Origin of the sequence: Pseudoalteromonas sp. RW-H-Ap-1 (genome assembly GCF_048318575.1) — a bacterium.
Classification (GTDB): Bacteria; Pseudomonadota; Gammaproteobacteria; order Enterobacterales; family Alteromonadaceae; genus Pseudoalteromonas.
Window position 1 is genome coordinate 1,953,012 of sequence record NZ_CP166996.1, and the last position, 22,028, is coordinate 1,975,039.

A 22,028-nucleotide genomic window follows, 5' to 3' on the forward strand; every position below is an offset into this window, starting at 1 on the left:
ACATTTTCACGAATTTCGGATCGAAAAATAGATTGACACCGGTGTTATTTTTAAAAACTTGTAAATAAAACCTCATCACAACAGGCAGTTTACGTAAACGTAAAGTGCCACCAAAATGAATAACTATTCACCACACGTCATTCCATCATTTTTGCTTTATTCGTAATACATCTAAACACGACATTTAATTACAGCGGCTTCTATTAGCGCATAGTTTATTCAATAGATATAAACGCTCCCCTCATGTTATGCATTAATTAACAACTTGCTTTGCTTTACGTTGAGGTAACCTCATCCGATAGACAAATCAAAAAAGTGCCCGCAGCGGACACTTTTTATGTCCGCGGACATATAAAAAGAAAGTTTAAAAATAAAAAACAATTAAATTCAATAAGATAAGAATTGGCACGCTATTCGAATACAGGATAACTATATAAATTTTGAGGGCATTCGAATGTTTACTATTGGCTTATTTTTAATTTCACCAATTATTCTGTTTATTGCCTCGCTAATGATTACTGTGTTTGAAAAACACTAAGAGAACATATAATGATTAAAGACACTAGCGGGCAAGACACGCAAATCTCACGACCTATAAATTTTAAAAAATACATCAGGCTGTTTATATTTATTGTGGGCCTAGTTGCTCTATGTGTATATGCACTATTAAATGCTGATCAAGACGGTACTATCTCGGTTGATAGAGTAAGCCTACAAATAGCTACAGTGGTACGCCAATCACTAATACGCGATGTTGCAGCCAGCGGTAAAATTGTCGCCGCCAGAGCACCAAAAGTTTACAGCCCTGAACGAGGGTTTGTTTCATTAAAGGTAAATGCTGGTGACACAGTGAAACTGCATGATGTAATAGCCATGGTTGAGAGCCCCGAGCTCACAAACGAATTAAAGCAGCAACAGTCTGTTTTAGCTCGTCTTGAAGGCGAGCTACAACGTAAACATCTTGAAGCACGCCGCCAATCATTAAGCCTAAATAAAGCACTTGATTTAGCACAAGTAGAATTAAACGCTGCCGATAGAGAGAATCGCAGAGCGACCTTGTCAATGCAAAAAAATGTGATCAGTCAAATTGACCATGAAAAAGCCATTGATGAGCTTGCCCGCGCAAAACTTTCTTATAAACATGCAGAGCAAGAAGTTGAATTGTCCAAAGATACACTTGCCTTTGAGCTACAGGCAGCTAAACGAGATGTCACTCGTCAACAACTGATTGTCGATGATCTACTTCGTAAAGTGAATAATTTAACAATTAAAGCCACTGTGCCAGGGATTGTAGGTAACCTGCTAGTTCAACAAAGAGAAGCGGTAACACAAAGCCAACCACTAATGACTTTAGTTGATTTGAGCAATTTTGAAGCAGAACTACAAGTTCCTGAAAGTTATGCAAATGAGCTTGGTTTAGGTATGGACGTAGAGATAACAATGGGCGCTAGCAAAGTAATGGGTACCCTTTCTGCCATATCACCAGAAGTCAATAATAGAGAAGTCACAACGCGGGTACGTTTTAACAAAGACATGACGGGTATCAGACAAAACCAACGATTAACAGCACGTATTTTATTAGAAAATCGTGACGATGTTTTACAAGTTAAGCGTGGGGCATTTTTACAACAAGGCGGTACACAGGTTTATAAAATATCCGGTGATACAGCTCAGCTCATTGATATTTCAATTGGTGCAACCAGCATTAATGCGGTTGAGTTAATTTCAGGGGTTCAAGCTGGCGATGAATTGATTATCTCAAGCTATAACAGTTTCAAACACACACACACATTATTACTTCGCTAACAATCGCGTAGAACCAAACAATAAAAGGAAAAAGCATGTTAAAGATGAATAATATAAGTAAAGTATATCAAACAGAAATGGTTCAAACCCATGCATTACGTGACTTTAATCTACACGTTGATGAAGGCGAATTTATTGCTGTTACAGGCCCTAGCGGATCAGGAAAAACGACCTTTTTAAATATAGCTGGAATGTTAGAGCCCTTCTCTGCAGGTGAATATTTACTTGATGGAATTGATGTCGGTAAGTTAAACGATAACCAGCGCGCAGATTGTCGAAATCAAAAAATAGGCTTTATCTTCCAAGGGTTCAATTTAATACCTGACTTAAACTTATATGAAAATATTGAAGTACCGCTACGTTATAGAGGTATTAAAGCCGCAGAGCGTAAACGTCGCATTGAAAAATGCTTAGAACAAGTTGGCCTTGCCTCTCGGGCAAAACATTTGCCACAGCAACTCTCTGGCGGACAGCAGCAACGAGTGGCAATAGCACGCGCGCTTGCTGGCGAGCCACGATTTTTACTTGCCGATGAACCAACCGGTAATCTCGACAGCCTTATGGCTCGTCAAGTAATGGAGCTGCTTGAACAAATCAATCGCGATGGCGCAACCATTGTCATGGTCACCCATGATGCAGAACTTGCTCGGCGTGCCCCTCGAAACATTCAAGTTGTCGACGGTCAACTTGCCGATTTCACCCTATACCAAGGTGCACAAAACCTTAAAAATGTTGCTGGAGCCTAAGCCATGCTACTACATTACCTCGATTTAAGTTGGCGCAGCTTCAAGCGCACGCCTTTAGTGAGCTTTTTAATGGTACTGGCGATTGCCATAGGTATTGGCATTACTATGACGAGTTTAAGCGTTTATCACATGATGTCGGCGGATCCCATTGCGCATAAAAGTAGCCAGCTCTATGCTGTGCAGTTGCAAGTAATGGATGATGGCCACACTTGGTGGACGTCTGATAACCTCCCACTACAACTAACTTATCAAGATGCTGCAAACCTATATAAATCAGAGATAGGTGGCCAGCATTTAAAAATGGTGCGCAGTGGATTCTCTGTTTACATAGACTCTGACACAGTAAAACCATTTAGCCAAAGTGCGAGACTAACAACCCCAGAATTTTTTAATATGTTTGATCTTGAGTTTCTCTATGGTGAAAAATGGTCTCTGCAGCAAGAAGAAAACGCGGCCCCCGTTGTTGTGATCAGTGAAGAGTTAAATAATAAGCTTTTTGCTGGCGAAAATTCAGTGGGTAAAATTATTTATCTTGATGATGCGAGTTATGAAGTGGTTGGGGTTACTAGAAACTGGCCATTAACCATCAAATACTACGATTTAAATAATGGTTCATTTAATGACCCTGAACAACTTTTTATGCCATTTAGTCTTCTTGAAGCAAAACAGCTTGGTAATTGGGGGAATACCAATGGTTGGAAACATGAGGATGTTAGAAGCTTTAGTGCCAAGTTACAGTCAGAAATGGTGTGGATTCAATTCTGGGTTGAATTAACTAACGAACAACAAAAAAATGATTATGAAAATTATTTATTAGCCTACATGCAAGAGCAACAAAAGTTTGGTCGTTTTAATCGCAAAGAGTTAGCTTACAGTATTCGAGATGTTAACAAGTGGATGGCCTATAACAACGTGGTCAGTGAAGATAACAAAATTTTAGTCGCACTTAGTTTTATGTTTTTGGCTGTATGTTTGGCGAATATCCTCGGTTTATTACTTGCAAAATTTTTACGTCGAGCCCCAGAAGTCGGTGTACGCCGTGCACTTGGAGCCAGTAAGCGACAGATTTTTATGCAACATATTATCGAAGTCGCCATGCTAGGACTTTTAGGTGGGCTACTTGGTATTGTCCTTGCCCAGTTTGGCTTATTGGGTGTTCGCCAAAGCTATAGCTACTACGAGAGCTTAGCGACCATGGATTTAACCATGTTATTGAGCGCCCCACTCATTGCAATTAGCACCTGCATAATAGCTGGGCTTTACCCTGCTTGGCTGGTATGTAAAACCAATCCTGCAATTTACCTAAAAAGCCAATAAGGACGAGCATTATGATGTTAGAAATTAAACCTATTTTCCATGCACTGTGTCGATCTAAAGTTGGTGCGCTGTTGCTACTTATCCAAATAGCTATTACTACTGCTATTGTCAGTAACGCAGCGTTTATTATTCAAGATAGAATAACGTATCTTAACCAGGATACAGGATACCCCGAAGATGAAATACTTGCTTTTCATGTCATGCACTTTGGTAAGGATGTCAAAAGCCACCAACAATTTGAACTTGATGAAGCAATGTTAAGAGCTTTGCCCGCAGTGAAAGACGCCGCCTATATAAACAACATACCCTTATCGGGAAGTGGTAGCTCTTCTGACTTCAGTATCAATTCAGCTCCTGAGCCTGGGCTTTCTGCAAGAACTGCTTACTTTTTTACAGATGATCATGCAATTAAAACACTTGGGGTTGAACTTATTGCAGGACGCAATTTTAGAGAAGACGAAGTTGTTGTCACTAACGATAATGATCAGCGTGCCAATGTTACCATTGTGACACAGGCATTATTAAATGAGCTATTTCCTGATGAAGATGGATTAGGAAAAACAATATTTCTTGGTGATATTCCAATGAAAGTCATTGGTGTAATTAAGCATGCAAAAGGCCCATGGCTCAAAGACAGCCGCCCAAATAATGTCGCATTAATTCCTTATATAAATCCTAATATTTCGGGGAATTTTTTAGTTCGCACAGCAGCCAATGAGCGGGCAAATATTGCTAAACGAATTGAAGACGAGATGCTAGAAAATTACAACAAACGTGTAATTATCCGAGTTCGGGGCCTTGACCAAGATAAAGCCCAATACATGGCTGAAGACACATTGATGATGCGTATGTTAATTGTGCTCATAACCATACTGGTATTGGTAACCGCACTGGGCATTTTTGGTTTGACGCTATTTAATATAAATAAACGTACCAAGCAAATTGGAACCCGTCGTGCTTTAGGCGCTCGTAAATCTGCAATTGTTAATTATTTTTTAGTTGAAAATGCACTGATTTGCAGTGCCGGCTTATTTTTAGGTGCTATTGCAGCACTATTATTGGGTCAATTATTAATGCAACACTTTTCAATAGCAGTATTACCACCAAGTTATATTGCTGCCACCGCAGCCATGGTGTTTACAATGAGTATTTTGGCTGTATTTGGTCCAGCTAAACGCGCAGCAAATATTTCGCCTAGTATCGCCACTAGAACAATATAAAGAAGCTCCCAACCTATGCTACACTGGCCAAATACGGTGTAGCATTTTCACTCATTACTTAATAAAAATAGTACATAATAAAAACAGCGATTACACACATGGAAAAAATACTTATCGTTGATGATAATCCTGCAATTTTAGATGCACTATCATTATTGCTAGAGATTCACGACTATAAAGTGGTTACTGCTAATAGCCCATTTGAAGCAATTCAAATTGTGCAATATCAGCGTATTGCACTTGTGCTTCAAGATATGAACTTTAGTAACGATACAACCTCGGGAGAAGAGGGAAAATTGCTCTTTTATCAACTGAGAGAGCTAAATCCCCATCTGCCCATTATTCTCATCACTGCATGGACCGAGCTTGAAACGGCCGTTGAACTTGTCAAAGCCGGTGCGGCTGATTATTTACCAAAACCATGGGATGATGCCAAGCTTCTTACCTGTGTTAATAATCTAATTGAACTAGGAAAGACAAAAGCACAAAACCAAACCTTGTTGCGTCACCAGCAAGAGCGTGATGCATCAATAGAAAACGCTAATTTAGTAGGTTTAATTTATCGCAGTACGGCCATGGAACAATTAGTTAAAATGGCATTACAAGTCGCCAAATCTGATATCTCCGTATTAATAACAGGCCCAAATGGCAGTGGTAAAGAGCGTATAGCGCAAATTATTCAAACAAACTCACCTCGCCAAAATGCTGCGTTTATTACGGTCAATGCAGGAGCTCTTCCCCACCAACTAATAGAAGCAGAATTATTTGGTGCAGAAGCAGGCGCTTTTACTGGGATCACAAAACAAAGGATTGGTCGATTTGAAGCGGCTGATGGCGGTACATTATTTTTAGATGAAATAGGTAATCTACCTTTATCAGGGCAAATGAAGCTCCTACGGATTTTACAAACGGGAGAATTCGAGCGCTTAGGTTCAACTCAAACCCGAAAAGTTAATGTCCGTGTAATATCAGCGACCAATGAAAACCTAACAGATGCAATCAGCAAAGGGTTGTTTAGAGAAGACTTATATTACCGCTTGAATGTAATTGAACTTAACTTACCAAGTCTTAACCAACGACCGGATGACATACTTCCCCTTATTCGTCATTTTTTAGTAGAGCGTGAGCTGGATTTACAATGCGAAAAACTACTTTTAGCCCATTCATGGCCCGGTAATGTTCGTGAACTTGAAAATGCATGTAAACGTGTCAGTGTGCTTAAACCCAGCGGTGAGATAAGCATTGATGACTTTGGTTTAACTCCTATTACGCCTCAAACACAGACTCAAAAAAAGAGCCTAACAAACAACAAATTGAAGATGCCATGCGTTTACATAAAGGGGTGATTGCCAAAGTAGCCCGTGAGTTTGGCCTTAGCAGACAAGCACTCTACCGTCGTCTTGATAAGTTTGAGATTGCCTACTAATGGTTAAATCAGGATACCGCTTCTCTTTAACTTCTAAAGTGATTTTAGTATGTGTATTTTCCTCTGTTATCCCTGTTTTTATCTGTTGTTGGCTGCTGGATGTTGACGGTATAAAAACAGCACTGAGTGTCATTTTCACAGCCGCTCTAAGTAGTTTATTGGCTCATCGACTCAGTAGTAAACTGGTCCAAGGTATTACTTCATTAGAAACTGGCTTATTAAATTTTAAGGATGGGGAACTATCAACTTTACTAGCCTATAACCATAATGATGAATTAGGTCATTTGTGCCAGCTTTATAACCAAACTGCAAAGCAATTAAGACAAGAAAAACAATGGGTTTACCAACGAGAGTTGATGCTTGATAAGGTATTACAAAATTCCCCTCAAGCTGTATTATTGGTGAATGATAATGATTTTATTGTTTATAGTAATCACAGTGCGAGAGATTTTTTTAATGCAAGTACAGCCCTTGAAGGCGAAAAAATCTCATCATTATTATCTAAAGCCCCACAGCAAATAATTAATGCCGTTAATAAAGGCGTAGATGGTTTATTTATTCTCGATAAAGCAGAACAAGAACCGCAAACATGGCATCTTTCAATGGGTCGCTTATTGCTTAACAACCAACACCACAGGTTGTTTGTATTTAAACAATTGACCCGCGAATTGAGCCGCCAAGAAGTTGAAGTTTGGAAAAAGGTTATTCGGATCATTAGCCATGAACTCAATAACTCACTCGGTCCTATGTCATCCATGTTACATAGTGCACAGCTGTTAACTCAGAAAGTGGATGAACCTCGTTTACAACGCGTTTTCACAACCATTAAAGAGCGAATAAAGCATTTAAACGAGTTCGTTCAAGGCTATGGTAAGTTTGCTAAACTACCACCACCTAAAATAACAACGGTTGATTGGCATTTATTACTCGATCAATTACAAAGCCAATGGCAATTTAATTGCGACCTTAAAAAAGACATCACCACACGAGCCGATCAAACCCAAATAGAACAATTGCTCATCAACCTGTTGAAAAACGCCCATGAATCAGAGTCGCTAGCAGAGCATATTAGTTTAAAAATAACACAAGATAGCCTCGGCACTCATATTAATGTGAGCGATCAAGGAAAAGGTATGAGTGAAACGGTTATGGCCAGTGCGCTTATCCCTTTTTATTCTACCAAGGTGGCAGGAAGTGGATTAGGGTTGGCACTGTGTCGAGAAATTGTTGAAGCTCATCACGGGCAAATTAGCCTGCATAATCGGGACGTCGGCGGGATCAGTGTTTTTGTAAGTTTACCTTGAGAACTGCTTATTTAAGAATGAAAACTTGCTCAATTTAGGGGCGGTTCAATCGCGCTCTGAAGTTTGTGGCCTTGTAAGCTAAGTAAAAGCCTAGTAAAGCTGCCTTCTCACTCCTTACTTTTAGCGTATAAGCAACAAGAGTAAATAATTTATAGGCATAAAAAAAGCTGCAAATTGCAGCTTTTTTTACCTAAACGCTTATTCAGCGTCTGCAGGTTTATGCTTTGCAGCTGTTTCAGTGATAAGTGGTTGTAATTCACCACGTTGAAACATTTCAATAATAATGTCACAGCCACCAATTAACTCACCTTCAACCCAAAGTTGTGGGAAGGTAGGCCAGTTAGCATACGCAGGAAGCTCTGCACGAATGTCTGGGTTTAGTAAAATATCTACATAAGCAAACGGTTCACCACACGACATTAACGCTTGTGATGCTTGTGAAGAAAAACCACAATTAGGCAGTTTTGGTGATCCTTTCATGTATAAGATGATTGGGTTTTCAGCAATTTGCTGTTTAATTTTATCGATGGTTTCCATTTACAACCTCAAAATGACGATAGCGAACACATTAGGCCTTGAAAAAGTTTCACTGTGGCCTCAGATATATAGATTAAAATAGGCAATTAAAGCCTCAATCTTAATTAGCTTTAGCAAGAGCATTGCTGTTTGCTAAAACTTGAGTAAAATACTCAACAATTATAGTAACACTATATTCCTGTTTGGTATAGATAAGTGCCCTGTTTGCGCAGGCATTACGTATTACTAAATAGACTATCAACCAAAAGAAGATGGAGATAAAAAATGGCATTTGAACTACCGTCACTACCGTATGCAATTGATGCACTTGAGCCACATATTTCACAAGAAACGTTAGAGTTTCACCATGGTAAACACCACAACACTTATGTGACTAAACTTAACGGTTTAATCCCAGGCACTGAGTTTGAAGGTAAATCACTTGAAGAAATCGTTTGTTCTTCAGAAGGCGGTGTTTTTAACAACGCAGCTCAAATCTGGAACCACACTTTCTACTGGAACAGCCTATCTCCAAATGGCGGTGGCGCTCCAACAGGTGCAATTGCTGATGCAATTAACGCGAAATGGGGCTCATTTGACGCATTTAAAGACGCGTTAAACGACAAAGCAGTAAATAACTTTGGTTCAAGCTGGACTTGGTTAGTTAAACTAGCTGATGGTTCACTAGACATCGTTAATACATCTAACGCTGCAACACCATTAACAGATGCAGGTGTTACTCCAATCCTAACTGTGGATTTATGGGAACACGCATACTACATTGATTACCGTAACGTGCGTCCAGATTACCTTAAGGGTTTCTGGTCACTAGTTAACTGGGAATTCGCGAACGCTAACTTCGCATAATTAGTTTTATACTAAATCTAAAAAGACGCTTAAGCGTCTTTTTTTATGTCTGCAATTTGCATTAATCGCGTTTATACGTAGGTTATTTTATAAAAGCGCATCATGATCATTTTTCATATAAATTTTTAATTTTATTGCACAAAAAATTAAATTCGTGACTAGACTTCAAATAGTGAATACATTTTCCAAGTAGGTTTCGGAGGTCATTATGACTATTTTTGATCACTATCAAGCGCGTTATGAATCAACACAGGAAGAAGAGTACAGTGTTGCTGAATTTCTAGAAATTTGTAAAACCGATAAGTCTGCTTATGCCAGTGCACCTGAAAGATTACTGATGGCCATTGGCGAGCCAAAAATGGTAGATACTGCTACCGATACTCGCTTAAGTCGCTTATTTTCTAACCGAGTTGTTGCGCGTTATCCCGCATTTGCCGACTTTTATGGCATGGAAGACGCTATTGAACAAATTGTGTCTTATCTAAAACATGCAGCACAAGGCTTAGAAGAGTGTAAACAAGTGCTTTATCTGCTCGGTCCTGTTGGTGGTGGTAAGTCATCGATTGCTGAAAAATTAAAGTATTTAATGCAACAAGTGCCTATTTACTCAATTAAAGGCTCACCGGTTAATGACCATCCACTGGCATTATTTGACCCCGTTGAAGATGCTAACCTGCTCGAAAAAGAATATGGAATTAAGTCTCGCTACCTTAAAACAGTGATGTCGCCATGGGCCGCAAAACGCTTACAAGAATTTAATGGTGATATTAGCCAATTTAGAGTGGTTAAACGCTTCCCATCAATTTTAAATCAAGTAGCAATTGCTAAAACAGAGCCCGGCGATGAAAACAACCAAGATATTTCCGCTCTTGTAGGCAAGGTTGATATACGCCAACTTGAACACTTTGCACAAAATGATCCTGATGCCTATGCCTATTCAGGCGCATTATGTTTAGCTAACCAAGGCCTAATGGAATTTGTGGAAATGTTTAAAGCACCGATAAAAGTGTTACATCCGCTTTTAACAGCCACCCAAGAAGGCAATTATAACGGTACAGAAGGTATAAGCGCCCTGCCATTTAGCGGCATGATACTCGCCCACTCCAACGAGTCAGAATGGCAAACTTTTAAAAACAATAAAAATAACGAAGCTTTTTTAGATCGTGTCTATATTGTTAAAGTCCCCTATTGCTTAAGAGTAACTGAGGAAATTAAAATTTACGATAAGTTGATTGAGCACAGTGAATTATACAACGCTCCATGTGCGCCAGGAACACTTAAAATTTTAGCTCAATTTACTACTCTCTCACGCTTGAAAGAGCCAGAGAATTCTAGCATTTACTCTAAAATGCGGGTCTACGATGGTGAAACACTCAAGGACACCGATCCAAAAGCTAAGTCATATCAAGAGTACCGCGATTACGCTGGTGTTGATGAAGGCATGACGGGTCTTTCGACACGTTTTGCGTTTAAGATTTTATCGCGCGTATTCAACTTTGACACCACCGAAGTAGCCGCCAACCCTGTACATTTGTTTTATGTGCTTGAGCAACAAATTGAGCGAGAACAATTTAGCGCTGAAGTTGAAGAACGTTATTTAAGCTTTTTAAAAGGCTATTTAATTCCGCAATATGTTGAGTTTATAGGTAAAGAGCTACAAACCGCCTATCTAGAATCGTACTCGGAATACGGACAAAATATCTTTGATCGCTACGTTATTTATGCTGACTTTTGGATTCAAGATCAAGAATATCGCGACCCTGATACTGGGCAATTATTTGACCGTGATGCACTTAACGCTGAGCTCGAAAAAATTGAGAAATCGGCAGGCATTTCAAATCCTAAAGATTTCAGAAATGAAATTGTTAACTTTGTACTGCGTGCTCGCGCTCACAACAATGGCAAGAACCCGCTATGGACGAGTTATGAAAAACTACGCACTGTTATTGAGAAAAAAATGTTCTCAAACACAGAAGACTTACTCCCTGTTATTTCATTCAATGCTAAAACATCTGCTGAAGATCAGCAAAAGCATGAGGACTTTGTTAATCGTATGGTTGAAAAAGGCTATACCCAAAAACAAGTGCGCTTGCTATCTGAGTGGTATTTACGGGTTAGAAAATCGCAATAACCTTCATAATTGCAGTTTTTAGGAGGTCATTATGGCGCATTTTATCGATAGGCGTTTAAATGGCAAAAATAAAAGTACGGTTAACCGCCAGCGTTTTATAAGGCGTTATAAAAAGCAAATTAAAGAAGCGGTATCTGATGCGATAAATAAACGCAGCGTCACTGATTCTAGTTCTGGAGAGAGTATATCTATTCCTCAGCGTGATATTAGTGAACCAACTTTTCATCAAGGCAGAGGTGGAAATAGAGAGCAAATACACCCAGGTAACGATCAATTCTCTACAGGAGATAAAATAGAGCGACCTAAAGGTGGACAAGGCGGTGGCGCAGGCGAAGGTGAAGCAAGTGACTCTGGCGAAGGCCAAGATGATTTTGTATTCTCAATTTCTAAAGATGAATACCTTGATTTATTATTTGAAGATTTAGAGCTGCCTAATTTACAAGAGAACCAGCTTGACAAGCTCGTTCAAATGAAAACGCATCGTGCTGGGTTTTGCAGTGATGGTATGCCCAGTAACATTGATGTTGTTCGTTCTTTACAAGGCTCTTTAGCCCGTCGCATTGCGATGTCGGCAGGTAAAAAACGCCGTCTTAGTGAGCTTGAAGGGCAACTCGTATTGCTACTTGAGCAACCGCACTGCGACAAAACCGCTGTGACAGTATTGCAAAAAGAAATCGACATACTCAAACAGCAAATTAAAACGGTTCCCTTTATTGATAACTATGATTTACGTTTTCGTAACTACAATAAACAACCGCACCCAACTAGTAAAGCGGTGATGTTTTGTATTATGGACGTATCTGGTTCAATGGACCAAGCCACCAAAGATATGGCAAAACGTTTTTACATCTTGCTTTATCAGTTTTTAACTCGCAGCTACAAAGATATTGAGGTTGTGTATATTCGTCATCATACTCAAGCTAAAGAAGTTGATGAGCAAGAGTTTTTTACTCTCAAGAAACAGGCGGTACTATCGTTTCAAGTGCACTTAAGCTGATGAATGAAATAATAGCAGAGCGCTATAATGCTGATGAATGGAATATATACGCCGCACAAGCCTCTGATGGTGATAATTGGGCCGATGATACCCCACAATGCGGGCATATTCTACGTAACAAACTGTTACATGCAGTACGATACTTTGCCTATATAGAAATTACCACCCGCGCCCACCAAAGTTTATGGCGCGAGTACCAAAGCATTAGCCAAACTCACAGTAATTTTGCCATCCAACATATTCAAGGTGTTGAAGACATTTACCCTATATTTAGGGAGCTATTTAAAAAAGGCCGTCAACAGCAAGGGGCTGCATAGCCAAAGCGAGGTAGCAATATGAATAACGAGCGAATGAGTGATGGGCCCGATTGGACCTTTGAATTACTTCAGCAATATCAAGATGAAATCTCACGTGTTGCTGAGCATTACAAGCTAGATACTTACCCTAATCAAATTGAAGTGATCACCGCTGAGCAAATGATGGATGCCTATTCCAGCGTCGGTATGCCCATTGGATACACTCACTGGTCTTACGGTAAAAAGTTTATTCAAACAGAACAAAATTATAAGCGCGGTCAAATGGGCCTTGCATATGAAATTGTGATTAATTCCAATCCATGTATTGCTTATTTAATGGAAGAAAATACGCTGCCAATGCAGGCATTGGTTATGGCGCATGCGTGCTACGGGCACAATTCATTTTTTAAGGGCAATTATTTATTTAAAACGTGGACTGATGCGGGTTCTATAATTGACTATTTATTATTTGCTAAAAACTATATAAGCCGCTGTGAAGAGAAGTACGGTATATCAGAAGTAGAGAGTATACTCGATTCTTGCCATGCGCTAATGAGTTATGGTGTTGACAGATATAAACGCCCGCAGCGAATTTCGTTATTTGAAGAACAAAAACGCCAGCAAGAACGAGCAGATTATTTGCAATCGCAAGTTAATGAATTATGGCGCACTATTCCTTCTCAGCAGCAAGAATCGAAAAAGCCTGAGCGTCACTTTCCCCAAGAGCCGCAGGAAAACATTCTGTATTTTATTGAAAAAAATGCTCCTTTACTTGAGTCATGGCAACGAGAAATAGTGCGTATTGTGAGAAAAATATCGCAGTACTTTTATCCGCAAAAACAAACTCAAGTAATGAATGAAGGTTGGGCCACTTTTTGGCACTACACTATTTTGAACCATTTATATGATGAGGGAAAACTAACCGATTCATTTATGTTAGAGTTTTTACAAAGCCATACGAATGTTGTGTACCAACCTCCCTACAATAGCGATTATTATTCAGGTATTAACCCCTATGCGCTGGGTTTTAATATGATGGTAGATATTCGCCGAATTTGTGAAAATCCGACAGAAGAAGATAAACGCTGGTTTCCTGATCACGCTGGCAGTGACTGGCTTGAAACTCTTCATTTTGCGATGCAAAACTTTAAAGATGAGAGTTTTATTAGTCAATTTTTATCACCTAAACTAATTAGAGACTTTAAATTGTTCACTATCGTCGACCACACTAGCAACCCACATTTAGAAATAGGCGCTATTCATGACGATAATGGTTACAAAGCGGTTAGAGAGGCACTTTCTGCACAATATAACCTTAGTAATCATGAACCTAATATACAAGTTTACGACGTTGACTTACGTGGCGATCGCTCATTAACTCTGCGGTATATTCCCCATAATACCATTCCACTGGCCGACTCCCATGCAGAGGTATTAAAACACCTATACAGACTATGGGGCTTTAAAGTAAAACTGGATCAGGAGTCAAACTCTGGTGAGATTTCAACTATTGGTCAATGCCCAATGGATGATTCACGCCATATAACAGAGTAAAAATAATGGATGAAAAAATATGCAGAGCGAACCAATTGTGAGTTTTACGCAGGTTACACTGTCTATATTTCTCCAATGTTAAGAGTTTTAGGCTTGGTTTTTTCTGAGGTACAACTCGTTAATGCGTTTGAGAAACTACCGTATCGCAGCATGCTCTTATAATTGATAACAACTTACGCGATAAACTTCATATTAAAGCTGGATCACCCAAGTAGCTGATCTCAAGCTTAGCAGCAACGCTTAATGCTGATTTAGTGACTATAGGCTCTGTAGGAAATATCGGGATTGAAGCAAAGATAATTTGGAGTAGCACAGAAAAAACAATGCGTTTGTTCAAAGTTGATCTAGTTATTTTAACTCCCAATTAAAAAATGATGCCTACGCATCATTTTTTATATCAGCATATACCGATACTTTATTTCGACCGGTTTCTTTTGAATGATAAAGTGCTTTATCGGCAGCTTCAATCCAACGCTCATGATCTTTAAATGCGTTGTCAAAGCAGGCAATACCTACACTTATAGCCATATGCACCGTATGCTCATTGTATTTCGCCGGTGAGGTTTCAATTAATTGACGCAAGCGTTCAGCAAATACAATCGCCCCCTGTTTATCGGTATCTAATAAAGTAACAACAAACTCTTCACCACCATATCGTCCAGCAATATCAGTTTCACGTAATGCAGTTTTAAGTAAACTTGCTATGTGACGAAGCGCTTCATCTCCAGCACTGTGTCCAAAGTCATCATTTACCTTTTTAAAGTGGTCGATATCAAAAATTAATAACGAGCAACAACCTTCACTACGCTTAGTGCGTAAAAATTCTTGATGTAGTAAATGCTCCCAATGTCCTCGGTTTGCAAGCTGGGTAAGACTATCTGTTTGGCTTACTTGCTCTAGTTTTTTGTTTAACTCTTCAAGCTCTTTTTTGTTAACTGCAATATCTGTTACATCGTAGATAATAATACAAATATGCTCAACTTCCCCTCGTACATTCGTAAGTGGAATAAACGTGGCGTTTTGATACATATAATCAGCTTTACCTGTTATAGGCCGATAATTTTTAAAACGAAAAATATACGGCTGCTGTTCCCAGATAGTAAATGAGCGATTTTTTAATACAAACACTGACTCAGCTTTACTTCTAAACCATTTTTCATCTATGGCTGGGAATAGATCAAACAAGTCTTTATCTTTTACTGCACTAGGTAATAACCCAGAATGGTTTTCCATAAAACCATTCCAAACGCACACTTTGTAGTCTCTATCAAGCACCACAAGGCCTACATCAACAGTATTGAACATGTCCATTAACCAATGGATTTCATTTAAATCTAAATCAGCTGGCATAAATATTTAATCTTCCAGTAGATAAGCAACTTTATATTTCAAAGTTTTAAGTGAATCTTCAGTAAAGAGCAACATTAAATCACAACTAATATCATGATTTTCAATACCGTAACTAATTTCTATGGCAAGTGTTCGTTGCCAACGCGACTTATTAGACTGAACAAGTTCAGAAACATCACGATGCTGGCCCAATACAATGGGGTGGCCTTGACTAAAGGTCATATCAAGCTGTTTTGACAAGCCTGTTAATATAGCGCCAATTAAGATGTTACTCACATCCATTAGCAACTCTAACTCCACCTTGTCGTTTAATTCACCTTCGTAATTCATTAGTGAGGCTATTTCTTTAAAACTAGAATCATTTAAAAGTAATAACGCCTCACCAGATACCCCGCCGCCTATAAAGCCTTGGCAAATACCTGATGTAGTGTCATTGGTATCAACAGAGCTTAAGGCCATGTTAAGCTCACTGACTTCTAAAACATTAACATTAGGAATGGGTAACTTAACAAATACATTAAGCAGTCTTGCAAGTAGATCCCCAGCTTGGCCCATAGCGACATTAGTCAACTCTTGATATATATCACGAACATCAGGGTCAACTTGTTCACCTAAAGAATGAGATAAGCGTTCACGCAGTGCTCTATCTCTTATACCATGGTGTTCTATAATGGCAGCGAGCTTTTCGGGGGAACATGGTTTTTGAATAAAATCGATGGCGCCAAGCTCAAGTACACGCTGATGTGCGCTTGGTTGAATATCGCCCGATACCACCACAGTAAGTACGTCTAGCCCCTGATCTTTCATTGCTGCCAGTACGCCATAACCGTCCATCTCTGGCATATTTAAATCAAGAAAAAGAATTTCAGGTTGGGCTTTGGTTATTTGTTTTATGCAGTCTACACCGTCACATGCAAATTCAATTTTAATATCCCAATCATCGGGCAAGGAGCGAGCTAACTGGCGTCGTGCTAATTTTGAATCATCACATATTAAAACCGATGTTGACATACAATCTCACTATTTTAAAACGGGGTGCAATTTTAAGCGTTTAAAACAAGCCACAGGTACATAAAAAAACAATACCTATTTCCTATACGTATATAGTAATCAATGTATCGCTTATTTACAATTTTAGGCAAAAATAAAGCTATGGATTATTCTGCTTGGTAACTTATCTACATTATAATACACTCACAATTATTACGTTAATTTAAAAGGAAAAAATTCCATGCGTCGTACATTAGCTTTTGCATTAAGCCTATTTTGCTGTACAAGTTTTGCCGCAGATTTACCCGAAAACAAACTCGATGCAGGAAAAGTAACCGCACAAGGTAAGCCAGTGACCTTATTAGGGAAAGGCCTTACTGTCGGTGAAGATGCCCCTAATTTTAAAGTAGTTGATGAGCGTTTCACTGCAGTTACATTAGAAAATTATAAAGGCCAAGCTGTATTAATTAGTGTTGTACCGAGCTTAGATACCGGTATTTGTAGCTTACAAACTAAGCACTTTAATGAAAAAGTCGCCCAACAATTTCCAGGCGTGGCCATGCTCACCGTTAGTGCCGATTTACCGTTTGCGCAAAAACGTTTTTGCAAGGCCGAAAATATCGATAAAGTGACGACGCTTTCTGATTCTGTATGGCGTGATTTTGGCCAAAAGTATGGCTTAATAATTAAAGATATGGGCTTACTTACCCGCGCGGTATTTATTTTAGATAAAAGCCATAAAGTTATTTATAAGCAATTAGTTAGTAGTTTATCAACTGAGCCTGAATACGATAGCGTTATTGAAAAGCTTAAAACGCTTTAAGGGTCGAATTTCAAATAATAAAAAACCGCTATAAAGCGGTTTTTTTAATTATGCTTTTAGTTTTAGCTACAAGTTAACCTAAAAGCTCAGCTAGTTGCTTGCTTACTGCTTCAACCGCTTGTGTACCGTCTAGTTTATGGTACTGCGTGTTACCCGCTTTCGCTTCTGCTTGGTAGTAGTCAACCAATGGCATTGTTTGCTCATGGTAAATGCCTAAGCGCTTACGAACTGTCTCTTCGGTATCATCTGCACGAATAATAAGTTCTTCACCTGTTTCGTTGTCTTTACCTTCCTCTTTTGGTGGATTGTAAACAACATGGTAAACGCGACCAGAACCAGGATGAACACGACGTCCGCCCATACGCTCAACAATAACTTCATCAGCAACATCAAATTCAATAACGTGATCAACCACTACGCCATTTTCTTTCATAGCATCAGCTTGTGGAATTGTACGTGGGAAACCATCGAGTAAGAAGCCTTTCTCACAATCAGGTTTTGCAATACGCTCTTTAACAAGGCCAATAATAATATCGTCTGAAATAAGCTGACCTGCGTCCATTACTTTTTTTGCTTCTAGGCCAAGTGGTGTGCCCTCTTTAATTGCAGCTCGTAGCATATCACCGGTAGAAATTTGTGGAATACCGTATCTATCCATTAAAAACTGAGCTTGAGTACCTTTACCTGCACCCGGTGCGCCCAAAAGAATAATGCGCATATCATTGTCCCCTAATATGAGAGTTTATTTTAAAGTCTGAATTCTTCCATAAGCGCTGCAGATACTCAAGTAACTTATACTAATTGTCTATACAGCAGCGCATAAAAAAGGGAACAAACGTTCCCTTTTGACTCAATCATTGATTTTTAATACTTATTTGCTTAAATCAAGCATAAGTTTATTTAAGCGAGTTACAAACCCAGTCGGATCTTTAAGCGTACCGCGCTCTGCAAGTAAGGCTTGGTCTAGTAGTACATGTGACCACTGTGCAAACTTATCTTCGTCTTGCTCATCATTTAAGTGCTTAACCAGTTGGTGCTCTGGGTTTAATTCAAACACAGGCTTAGCCTCTGGAACAGCTTGACCTACTGACTCCATTAGCTTTTGCATTTGCGAGCTCATGTCGTTGTCATCGCTCACTACACACGCTGGTGAGTCAGTTAAGCGGTGAGTGAAGCGTACATCTTTAACATCATCACCTAATGCAGTTTTAATGCGCTCAACTAAACCTGCAACTTCTTTTTCAGACTCTTCTTGTGCTTTTTTAGTTTCTTCGTCATCTAATTTACCTAAGTCTAAATCACCACGGGTAATTGACTGAAATTGCTTTTCGCCAAATTCCGTTAAATGGCTCATCATCCACTCATCTACACGATCGCTTAGCAATAATACTTCAATGCCTTTTTTACGGAAGATTTCTAAGTGTGGTGAATTTTTAGCAGCGATAAATGAGTCAGCAACCACATAGTAAATTTTATCTTGGCTGTCCTTCATGCGCTCAATGTATTGCTCAAGTGAAACATCTTGAGTTTCTGAGTCGGTGTGCGTTGATGAAAAACGAAGTAATTTAGCAATGCTTTCTTTGTTGGCCGCATCTTCAGCTGGGCCTTCTTTCATTACCTGACCAAATTCATTCCAAAATGTTTGGTAATCATCGGCTTTGTTTTTAGCCATACGCTCAAGCATTTTAATAATACGCGACGTACACCCCTTGCGAATAGCCTGGGTTACTTTGTTGTCTTGTAAAATTTCACGCGATACGTTTAGTGGTAAATCGTTTGAGTCTAATAAGCCTTTAACAAAACGTAAGTAGCTTGGCATAAACTGTTCAGCGTCATCCATAATAAACACGCGTTGAACATAAAGTTTTAAACCACTTTGGCGCTCACGGTTCCATAAATCAAAGGGTGCTTTTTTAGGAATGTATAACAAACTGGTGTATTCAGTTTTACCTTCAACTTTATTGTGTCCCCAGCTAAGCGGATCTTCCCAGTCGTGGCTTACATGCTTATAAAACTCTTTGTATTCGTCCTCAGAGATTTCTGATTTGTCACGTGTCCACAATGCTGTTGCACGGTTAATGCTTTCCCATTCACCAGGAACAGCTGGAATTTTTTCACCGTCTTCACCTTCAGACTCAGGTACTTCTGCCTTGTACATTTGTACTGGAGTAGAAATATGATCAGAGTATTTAGTTACGATACTGCGAAGACGCCACTCATCTGCATATTCATTTTCTTCTTCACGAAGATGTAAAATAATGTCTGTACCACGGCCTTCTTTTTCGATTTCTTGTAGCGTGTACTCGCCTTCACCTTTTGACTGCCATTCAACCGCTGTAGTCTCTCCAGCTTTACGAGTACGAACAGTCACTTCATCAGCAACAATAAATGCTGAGTAAAAACCAACACCAAATTGACCAATAAGCTGTGAGTCTTTACTTTGATCGCCCGTTAAGTTTTTGAAAAATTCAGCCGTACCCGACTTAGCAATGGTGCCTAATGAGCTGATCACTTCATCACGCGTCATACCAATACCATTATCAGAAATGGTTACTGTGTTAGCGTCTTTATCAGCACTTATACGTACGCGTAAATCCGCATCACCTTGATAAAGGTCACCGTTTGAAAGGGCTAAAAAGCGTAGTTTATCGGCTGCGTCAGATGCATTTGATACAAGCTCGCGTAAAAAGATTTCTTTATTTGAATAAAGCGAGTGAATCATTAAGTTTAATAGTTGTTTTACTTCTGTTTGAAAGCCTAATGTTTCTTTTTGTGCTGCAGTCATTTATGTATCTCCAATTTGCAAAGTGTCTGCGTTATGCACTTAATATGGGGTGAGCCGTGAGAAGTTCAAGTAAAAAAATAAAAAACCCCATTCAAAGACATTTTAAATGGGTTAATCAATTAAAAAGGCGTTATGGCATGCCCGTGCATTGGCTTATCAGTGCATGGATGAACAAAAAATAAATCGCTGGCATGCAATAATAATCGTTGAGCACTCTGCTCACTGCAATCATTTTTATATAAATCACATCCTAGTATGGGGTGGCCAAACGTTAGGCTATGTATCCTAAGTTGATGAGTGCGTCCAGTTATAGGAGTAAAATCGACCAAGGTTTTTTGCTCTTTGTTAAAACGTTTAACCACTTTAAATTGAGTCTGCGCGGATTTGCCGCTCTGGTGGCAAATTTTCACTTTCGGAAATAACATTTTATCTTTTGCTATAGGCGCAGTAATCACTCCTTGAGACTCAGCAACCAACCCTGAGAGCATTGCGCGGTATTGTTTTTTAACACTTCGGGATTGAAATTGCAGATTCAGTGCTTTAGCTGCTTGCTCGTTAAGTGCTACCACCATCACTCCGGAGGTACCCAAATCTAAACGGTGGGGTAATATCGCAGTAGGAAACGCTGCGGTAACGCCTTGTTGACCATTAACAAGCCTATAGTGAACCGAATCCCAGTTAAGAGGGTTTTTACCCGACAAGCTTAACAAACCGCTAGGTTTATTGATCAACAAAATATCATCATCTTGATAAATGATTTCTATCTGTTCATGGCAAACAAGTGCGATAAAATTATCAACAATCACATTAGCACTTTGGGTTATTGCAGCCATACCATCCTTAAACTTTTGTTTATATTGCAATCAAAGTCAATAAAAAAGCCTACATCATGTATGTAGGCTTTTAAAATAAATTCAAATAGTTAAGCTTAAAATAAACTATTCATGGCTGACTAAGCGCCTGCCGCTAAATGCATGCATTAAGGTTGTGCCATCGACTAAATCAAGCTCGCCACCCACAGGAATACCGTGAGCAATTCGCGATGCACCCACTTTGTATTTATGACACAGCTGGGCAATATAATGAGCCGTTGTTTCACCTTCAACCGTAGGGTTAGTGGCTAATATAACTTCATTTATGCCGCCATGGGCAAGCTTTTGCTCAAGCACGTCTAGCCCTATTTCTTTAGGGCCTATGCCATCAATAGGTGACAAATGCCCCATTAACACAAAATAGAGTCCTTTGTATTGGCCTGTCTGTTCAATCGCTAACACATCTGTAGGCGACTCAACCACACATAAAATGCCGCTGTCTTGGCGTTTAGTGCTTAAGCAAATATCACATTGTGCTTGCTCGGTAAACGTGCGGCACGACTGACAATGCCCTACAGCCGTCATCGCTTTTGTTAGCGCATTGCCAAGCTGAGTGCCACCTTTGCGGTCGCGCTCTAATAAATGAAATGCAATACGCTGAGCAGATTTCGGGCCAATACCTGGCTGACAACGAAGTGCTTCTATTAGCGATGTTAAACTATCTGAAAGTTGCATAGTTGCTTAGAACGGCATTTTCATACCAGGTGGTAATTGCATACCGCCTGTTACTTTGCCCATGCGCTCTTGAGTTTCTTCAGCAACACGGCGAACAGCATCATTACACGCTGCTGCAAGTAAATCTTCAATCATGTCTTTGTCGTCTTCCATTAAGCTTTCATCAAGCTCAACACGACGAACATTGTGATTACCAAGCATAGTTACTTTCACTAAACCAGCACCGGCTTCACCAACCACTTCCATTGTTGCGATTTCTTCTTGGGCTTTTTGCATGCGCTCTTGCATTTGCTGCGCTTGCTTCATCATGTTACCCATTCCACCTTTAAACATAATCGTCTCTCTTTCTTTTA

General features: G+C 39.4%; 17 protein-coding genes and 2 pseudogenes. 11 read left to right on the forward strand and 8 right to left on the reverse strand.

Features of this window, described 5'->3' with window-relative positions; translation table 11 throughout:
- Positions 1–549: 549 nt before the first annotated feature.
- The 6 genes and pseudogenes from AB8618_RS09220 to AB8618_RS09245 all read left to right on the forward strand — a co-directional run bounded on the left by AB8618_RS09220 (position 550) and on the right by AB8618_RS09245 (position 7,819).
- Positions 550–1,806: an efflux RND transporter periplasmic adaptor subunit gene (locus tag AB8618_RS09220; protein WP_413402374.1), complete on the forward strand. Its 1,257-nt coding sequence runs from the start codon at positions 550–552 to the stop codon at positions 1,804–1,806.
- Between the two features lie 35 nt (positions 1,807–1,841).
- Entirely contained in the window at positions 1,842–2,552 is a 711-nt protein-coding gene (locus AB8618_RS09225) for an ABC transporter ATP-binding protein (RefSeq protein WP_013465175.1), read from the forward strand.
- A 3-nt stretch (positions 2,553–2,555) separates the two neighbouring features.
- Positions 2,556–3,869 (forward strand): ABC transporter permease, encoded by a 1,314-nt coding sequence (locus AB8618_RS09230; RefSeq protein WP_413402376.1) that lies wholly within the window; start codon positions 2,556–2,558, stop codon positions 3,867–3,869.
- A 14-nt stretch (positions 3,870–3,883) separates the two neighbouring features.
- Positions 3,884–5,089, forward strand: a complete 1,206-nt coding sequence (locus tag AB8618_RS09235; protein WP_413402854.1) for an ABC transporter permease — start codon at positions 3,884–3,886, stop codon at positions 5,087–5,089.
- Between the two features lie 98 nt (positions 5,090–5,187).
- Positions 5,188–6,515, forward strand: a pseudogene (locus AB8618_RS09240) (sigma-54-dependent transcriptional regulator).
- A complete protein-coding gene (locus AB8618_RS09245) occupies positions 6,515–7,819 on the forward strand; it encodes a sensor histidine kinase (protein ID WP_413402381.1) in 1,305 nt (434 codons plus the stop codon). The pseudogene AB8618_RS09240 and the gene AB8618_RS09245 overlap by 1 nt, the downstream one beginning before the upstream one ends.
- Positions 7,820–8,017: 198 nt before the next feature.
- Here the strand turns inward: AB8618_RS09245 and AB8618_RS09250 are convergent, their stop codons facing one another.
- The gene (locus AB8618_RS09250; RefSeq protein ID WP_008113155.1) at positions 8,018–8,356 is read right to left on the reverse strand and encodes a Grx4 family monothiol glutaredoxin; all 339 of its coding nucleotides are present in this window, start codon (positions 8,354–8,356) and stop codon (positions 8,018–8,020) included.
- A gap of 264 nt (positions 8,357–8,620) precedes the next feature.
- Here AB8618_RS09250 and AB8618_RS09255 point away from each other — a divergent pair, with 264 nt between their 5' ends.
- From AB8618_RS09255 to AB8618_RS09270, 4 genes and pseudogenes are all read left to right on the forward strand, one after another.
- Positions 8,621–9,202, forward strand: a complete 582-nt coding sequence (locus tag AB8618_RS09255; RefSeq protein WP_010388603.1) for a superoxide dismutase — start codon at positions 8,621–8,623, stop codon at positions 9,200–9,202.
- Between the two features lie 208 nt (positions 9,203–9,410).
- Positions 9,411–11,333 (forward strand): PrkA family serine protein kinase, encoded by a 1,923-nt coding sequence (locus AB8618_RS09260; protein WP_413402383.1) that lies wholly within the window; start codon positions 9,411–9,413, stop codon positions 11,331–11,333.
- 31 nt (positions 11,334–11,364) lie between these two features.
- Positions 11,365–12,647: pseudogene (locus AB8618_RS09265) on the forward strand (YeaH/YhbH family protein).
- Positions 12,648–12,665: 18 nt separating this feature from the next.
- Positions 12,666–14,180, forward strand: a complete 1,515-nt coding sequence (locus AB8618_RS09270; RefSeq protein WP_413402387.1) for a SpoVR family protein — start codon at positions 12,666–12,668, stop codon at positions 14,178–14,180.
- Between the two features lie 378 nt (positions 14,181–14,558).
- Here AB8618_RS09270 and AB8618_RS09275 read toward each other — a convergent pair whose 3' ends face one another.
- Both AB8618_RS09275 and AB8618_RS09280 read right to left on the reverse strand, forming a co-directional pair.
- Positions 14,559–15,530 (reverse strand): diguanylate cyclase, encoded by a 972-nt coding sequence (locus AB8618_RS09275; protein ID WP_413402389.1) that lies wholly within the window; start codon positions 15,528–15,530, stop codon positions 14,559–14,561.
- 6 nt (positions 15,531–15,536) lie between these two features.
- The gene (locus tag AB8618_RS09280; protein ID WP_178956226.1) at positions 15,537–16,541 is read right to left on the reverse strand and encodes a response regulator; all 1,005 of its coding nucleotides are present in this window, start codon (positions 16,539–16,541) and stop codon (positions 15,537–15,539) included.
- 220 nt (positions 16,542–16,761) lie between these two features.
- Between AB8618_RS09280 and tpx the strand changes: the two genes are divergently transcribed.
- Positions 16,762–17,343, forward strand: a complete 582-nt coding sequence (gene tpx, locus AB8618_RS09285) for a thiol peroxidase (RefSeq protein ID WP_413402392.1) — start codon at positions 16,762–16,764, stop codon at positions 17,341–17,343.
- A 73-nt stretch (positions 17,344–17,416) separates the two neighbouring features.
- Here the strand turns inward: tpx and adk are convergent, their stop codons facing one another.
- From adk to AB8618_RS09310, 5 genes are all read right to left on the reverse strand, one after another.
- A complete protein-coding gene (adk, locus tag AB8618_RS09290; RefSeq protein WP_008468042.1) occupies positions 17,417–18,061 on the reverse strand; it encodes an adenylate kinase in 645 nt (214 codons plus the stop codon).
- 153 nt (positions 18,062–18,214) lie between these two features.
- Entirely contained in the window at positions 18,215–20,128 is a 1,914-nt protein-coding gene (gene htpG, locus AB8618_RS09295) for a molecular chaperone HtpG (protein WP_054201119.1), read from the reverse strand.
- A 119-nt stretch (positions 20,129–20,247) separates the two neighbouring features.
- Positions 20,248–20,961: an RluA family pseudouridine synthase gene (locus tag AB8618_RS09300; RefSeq protein WP_409423343.1), complete on the reverse strand. Its 714-nt coding sequence runs from the start codon at positions 20,959–20,961 to the stop codon at positions 20,248–20,250.
- A gap of 105 nt (positions 20,962–21,066) precedes the next feature.
- On the reverse strand, positions 21,067–21,675 hold the full coding sequence (gene recR / locus AB8618_RS09305; RefSeq protein ID WP_010388591.1) for a recombination mediator RecR: 609 nt from the start codon (positions 21,673–21,675) through the stop codon (positions 21,067–21,069).
- A 6-nt stretch (positions 21,676–21,681) separates the two neighbouring features.
- Positions 21,682–22,008, reverse strand: a complete 327-nt coding sequence (locus tag AB8618_RS09310; protein ID WP_010388590.1) for a YbaB/EbfC family nucleoid-associated protein — start codon at positions 22,006–22,008, stop codon at positions 21,682–21,684.
- Positions 22,009–22,028: the final 20 nt, after the last annotated feature.

Bases quoted from the DNA above. Each gene is read 5' to 3' on its own strand.
- AB8618_RS09235 (WP_413402854.1), top strand. From the start codon at position 3,884: ATGTTAGAAATTAAACCTATTTTCCATGCACTGTGTCGATCTAAAGTT.
- AB8618_RS09260 (WP_413402383.1), top strand. From the start codon at position 9,411: ATGACTATTTTTGATCACTATCAAGCGCGTTATGAATCAACACAGGAA.
- AB8618_RS09230 (WP_413402376.1), top strand. From the start codon at position 2,556: ATGCTACTACATTACCTCGATTTAAGTTGGCGCAGCTTCAAGCGCACG.
- recR (WP_010388591.1), bottom strand. From the start codon at position 21,675: ATGCAACTTTCAGATAGTTTAACATCGCTAATAGAAGCACTTCGTTGT.
- tpx (WP_413402392.1), top strand. From the start codon at position 16,762: ATGCGTCGTACATTAGCTTTTGCATTAAGCCTATTTTGCTGTACAAGT.
- adk (WP_008468042.1), bottom strand. From the start codon at position 18,061: ATGCGCATTATTCTTTTGGGCGCACCGGGTGCAGGTAAAGGTACTCAA.
- AB8618_RS09310 (WP_010388590.1), bottom strand. From the start codon at position 22,008: ATGTTTAAAGGTGGAATGGGTAACATGATGAAGCAAGCGCAGCAAATG.
- AB8618_RS09250 (WP_008113155.1), bottom strand. From the start codon at position 8,356: ATGGAAACCATCGATAAAATTAAACAGCAAATTGCTGAAAACCCAATC.
- AB8618_RS09220 (WP_413402374.1), top strand. From the start codon at position 550: ATGATTAAAGACACTAGCGGGCAAGACACGCAAATCTCACGACCTATA.
- AB8618_RS09275 (WP_413402389.1), bottom strand. From the start codon at position 15,530: ATGCCAGCTGATTTAGATTTAAATGAAATCCATTGGTTAATGGACATG.
- AB8618_RS09280 (WP_178956226.1), bottom strand. From the start codon at position 16,541: ATGTCAACATCGGTTTTAATATGTGATGATTCAAAATTAGCACGACGC.
- htpG (WP_054201119.1), bottom strand. From the start codon at position 20,128: ATGACTGCAGCACAAAAAGAAACATTAGGCTTTCAAACAGAAGTAAAA.
- AB8618_RS09255 (WP_010388603.1), top strand. From the start codon at position 8,621: ATGGCATTTGAACTACCGTCACTACCGTATGCAATTGATGCACTTGAG.
- AB8618_RS09225 (WP_013465175.1), top strand. From the start codon at position 1,842: ATGTTAAAGATGAATAATATAAGTAAAGTATATCAAACAGAAATGGTT.
- AB8618_RS09270 (WP_413402387.1), top strand. From the start codon at position 12,666: ATGAATAACGAGCGAATGAGTGATGGGCCCGATTGGACCTTTGAATTA.
- AB8618_RS09300 (WP_409423343.1), bottom strand. From the start codon at position 20,961: ATGGCTGCAATAACCCAAAGTGCTAATGTGATTGTTGATAATTTTATC.
- AB8618_RS09245 (WP_413402381.1), top strand. From the start codon at position 6,515: ATGGTTAAATCAGGATACCGCTTCTCTTTAACTTCTAAAGTGATTTTA.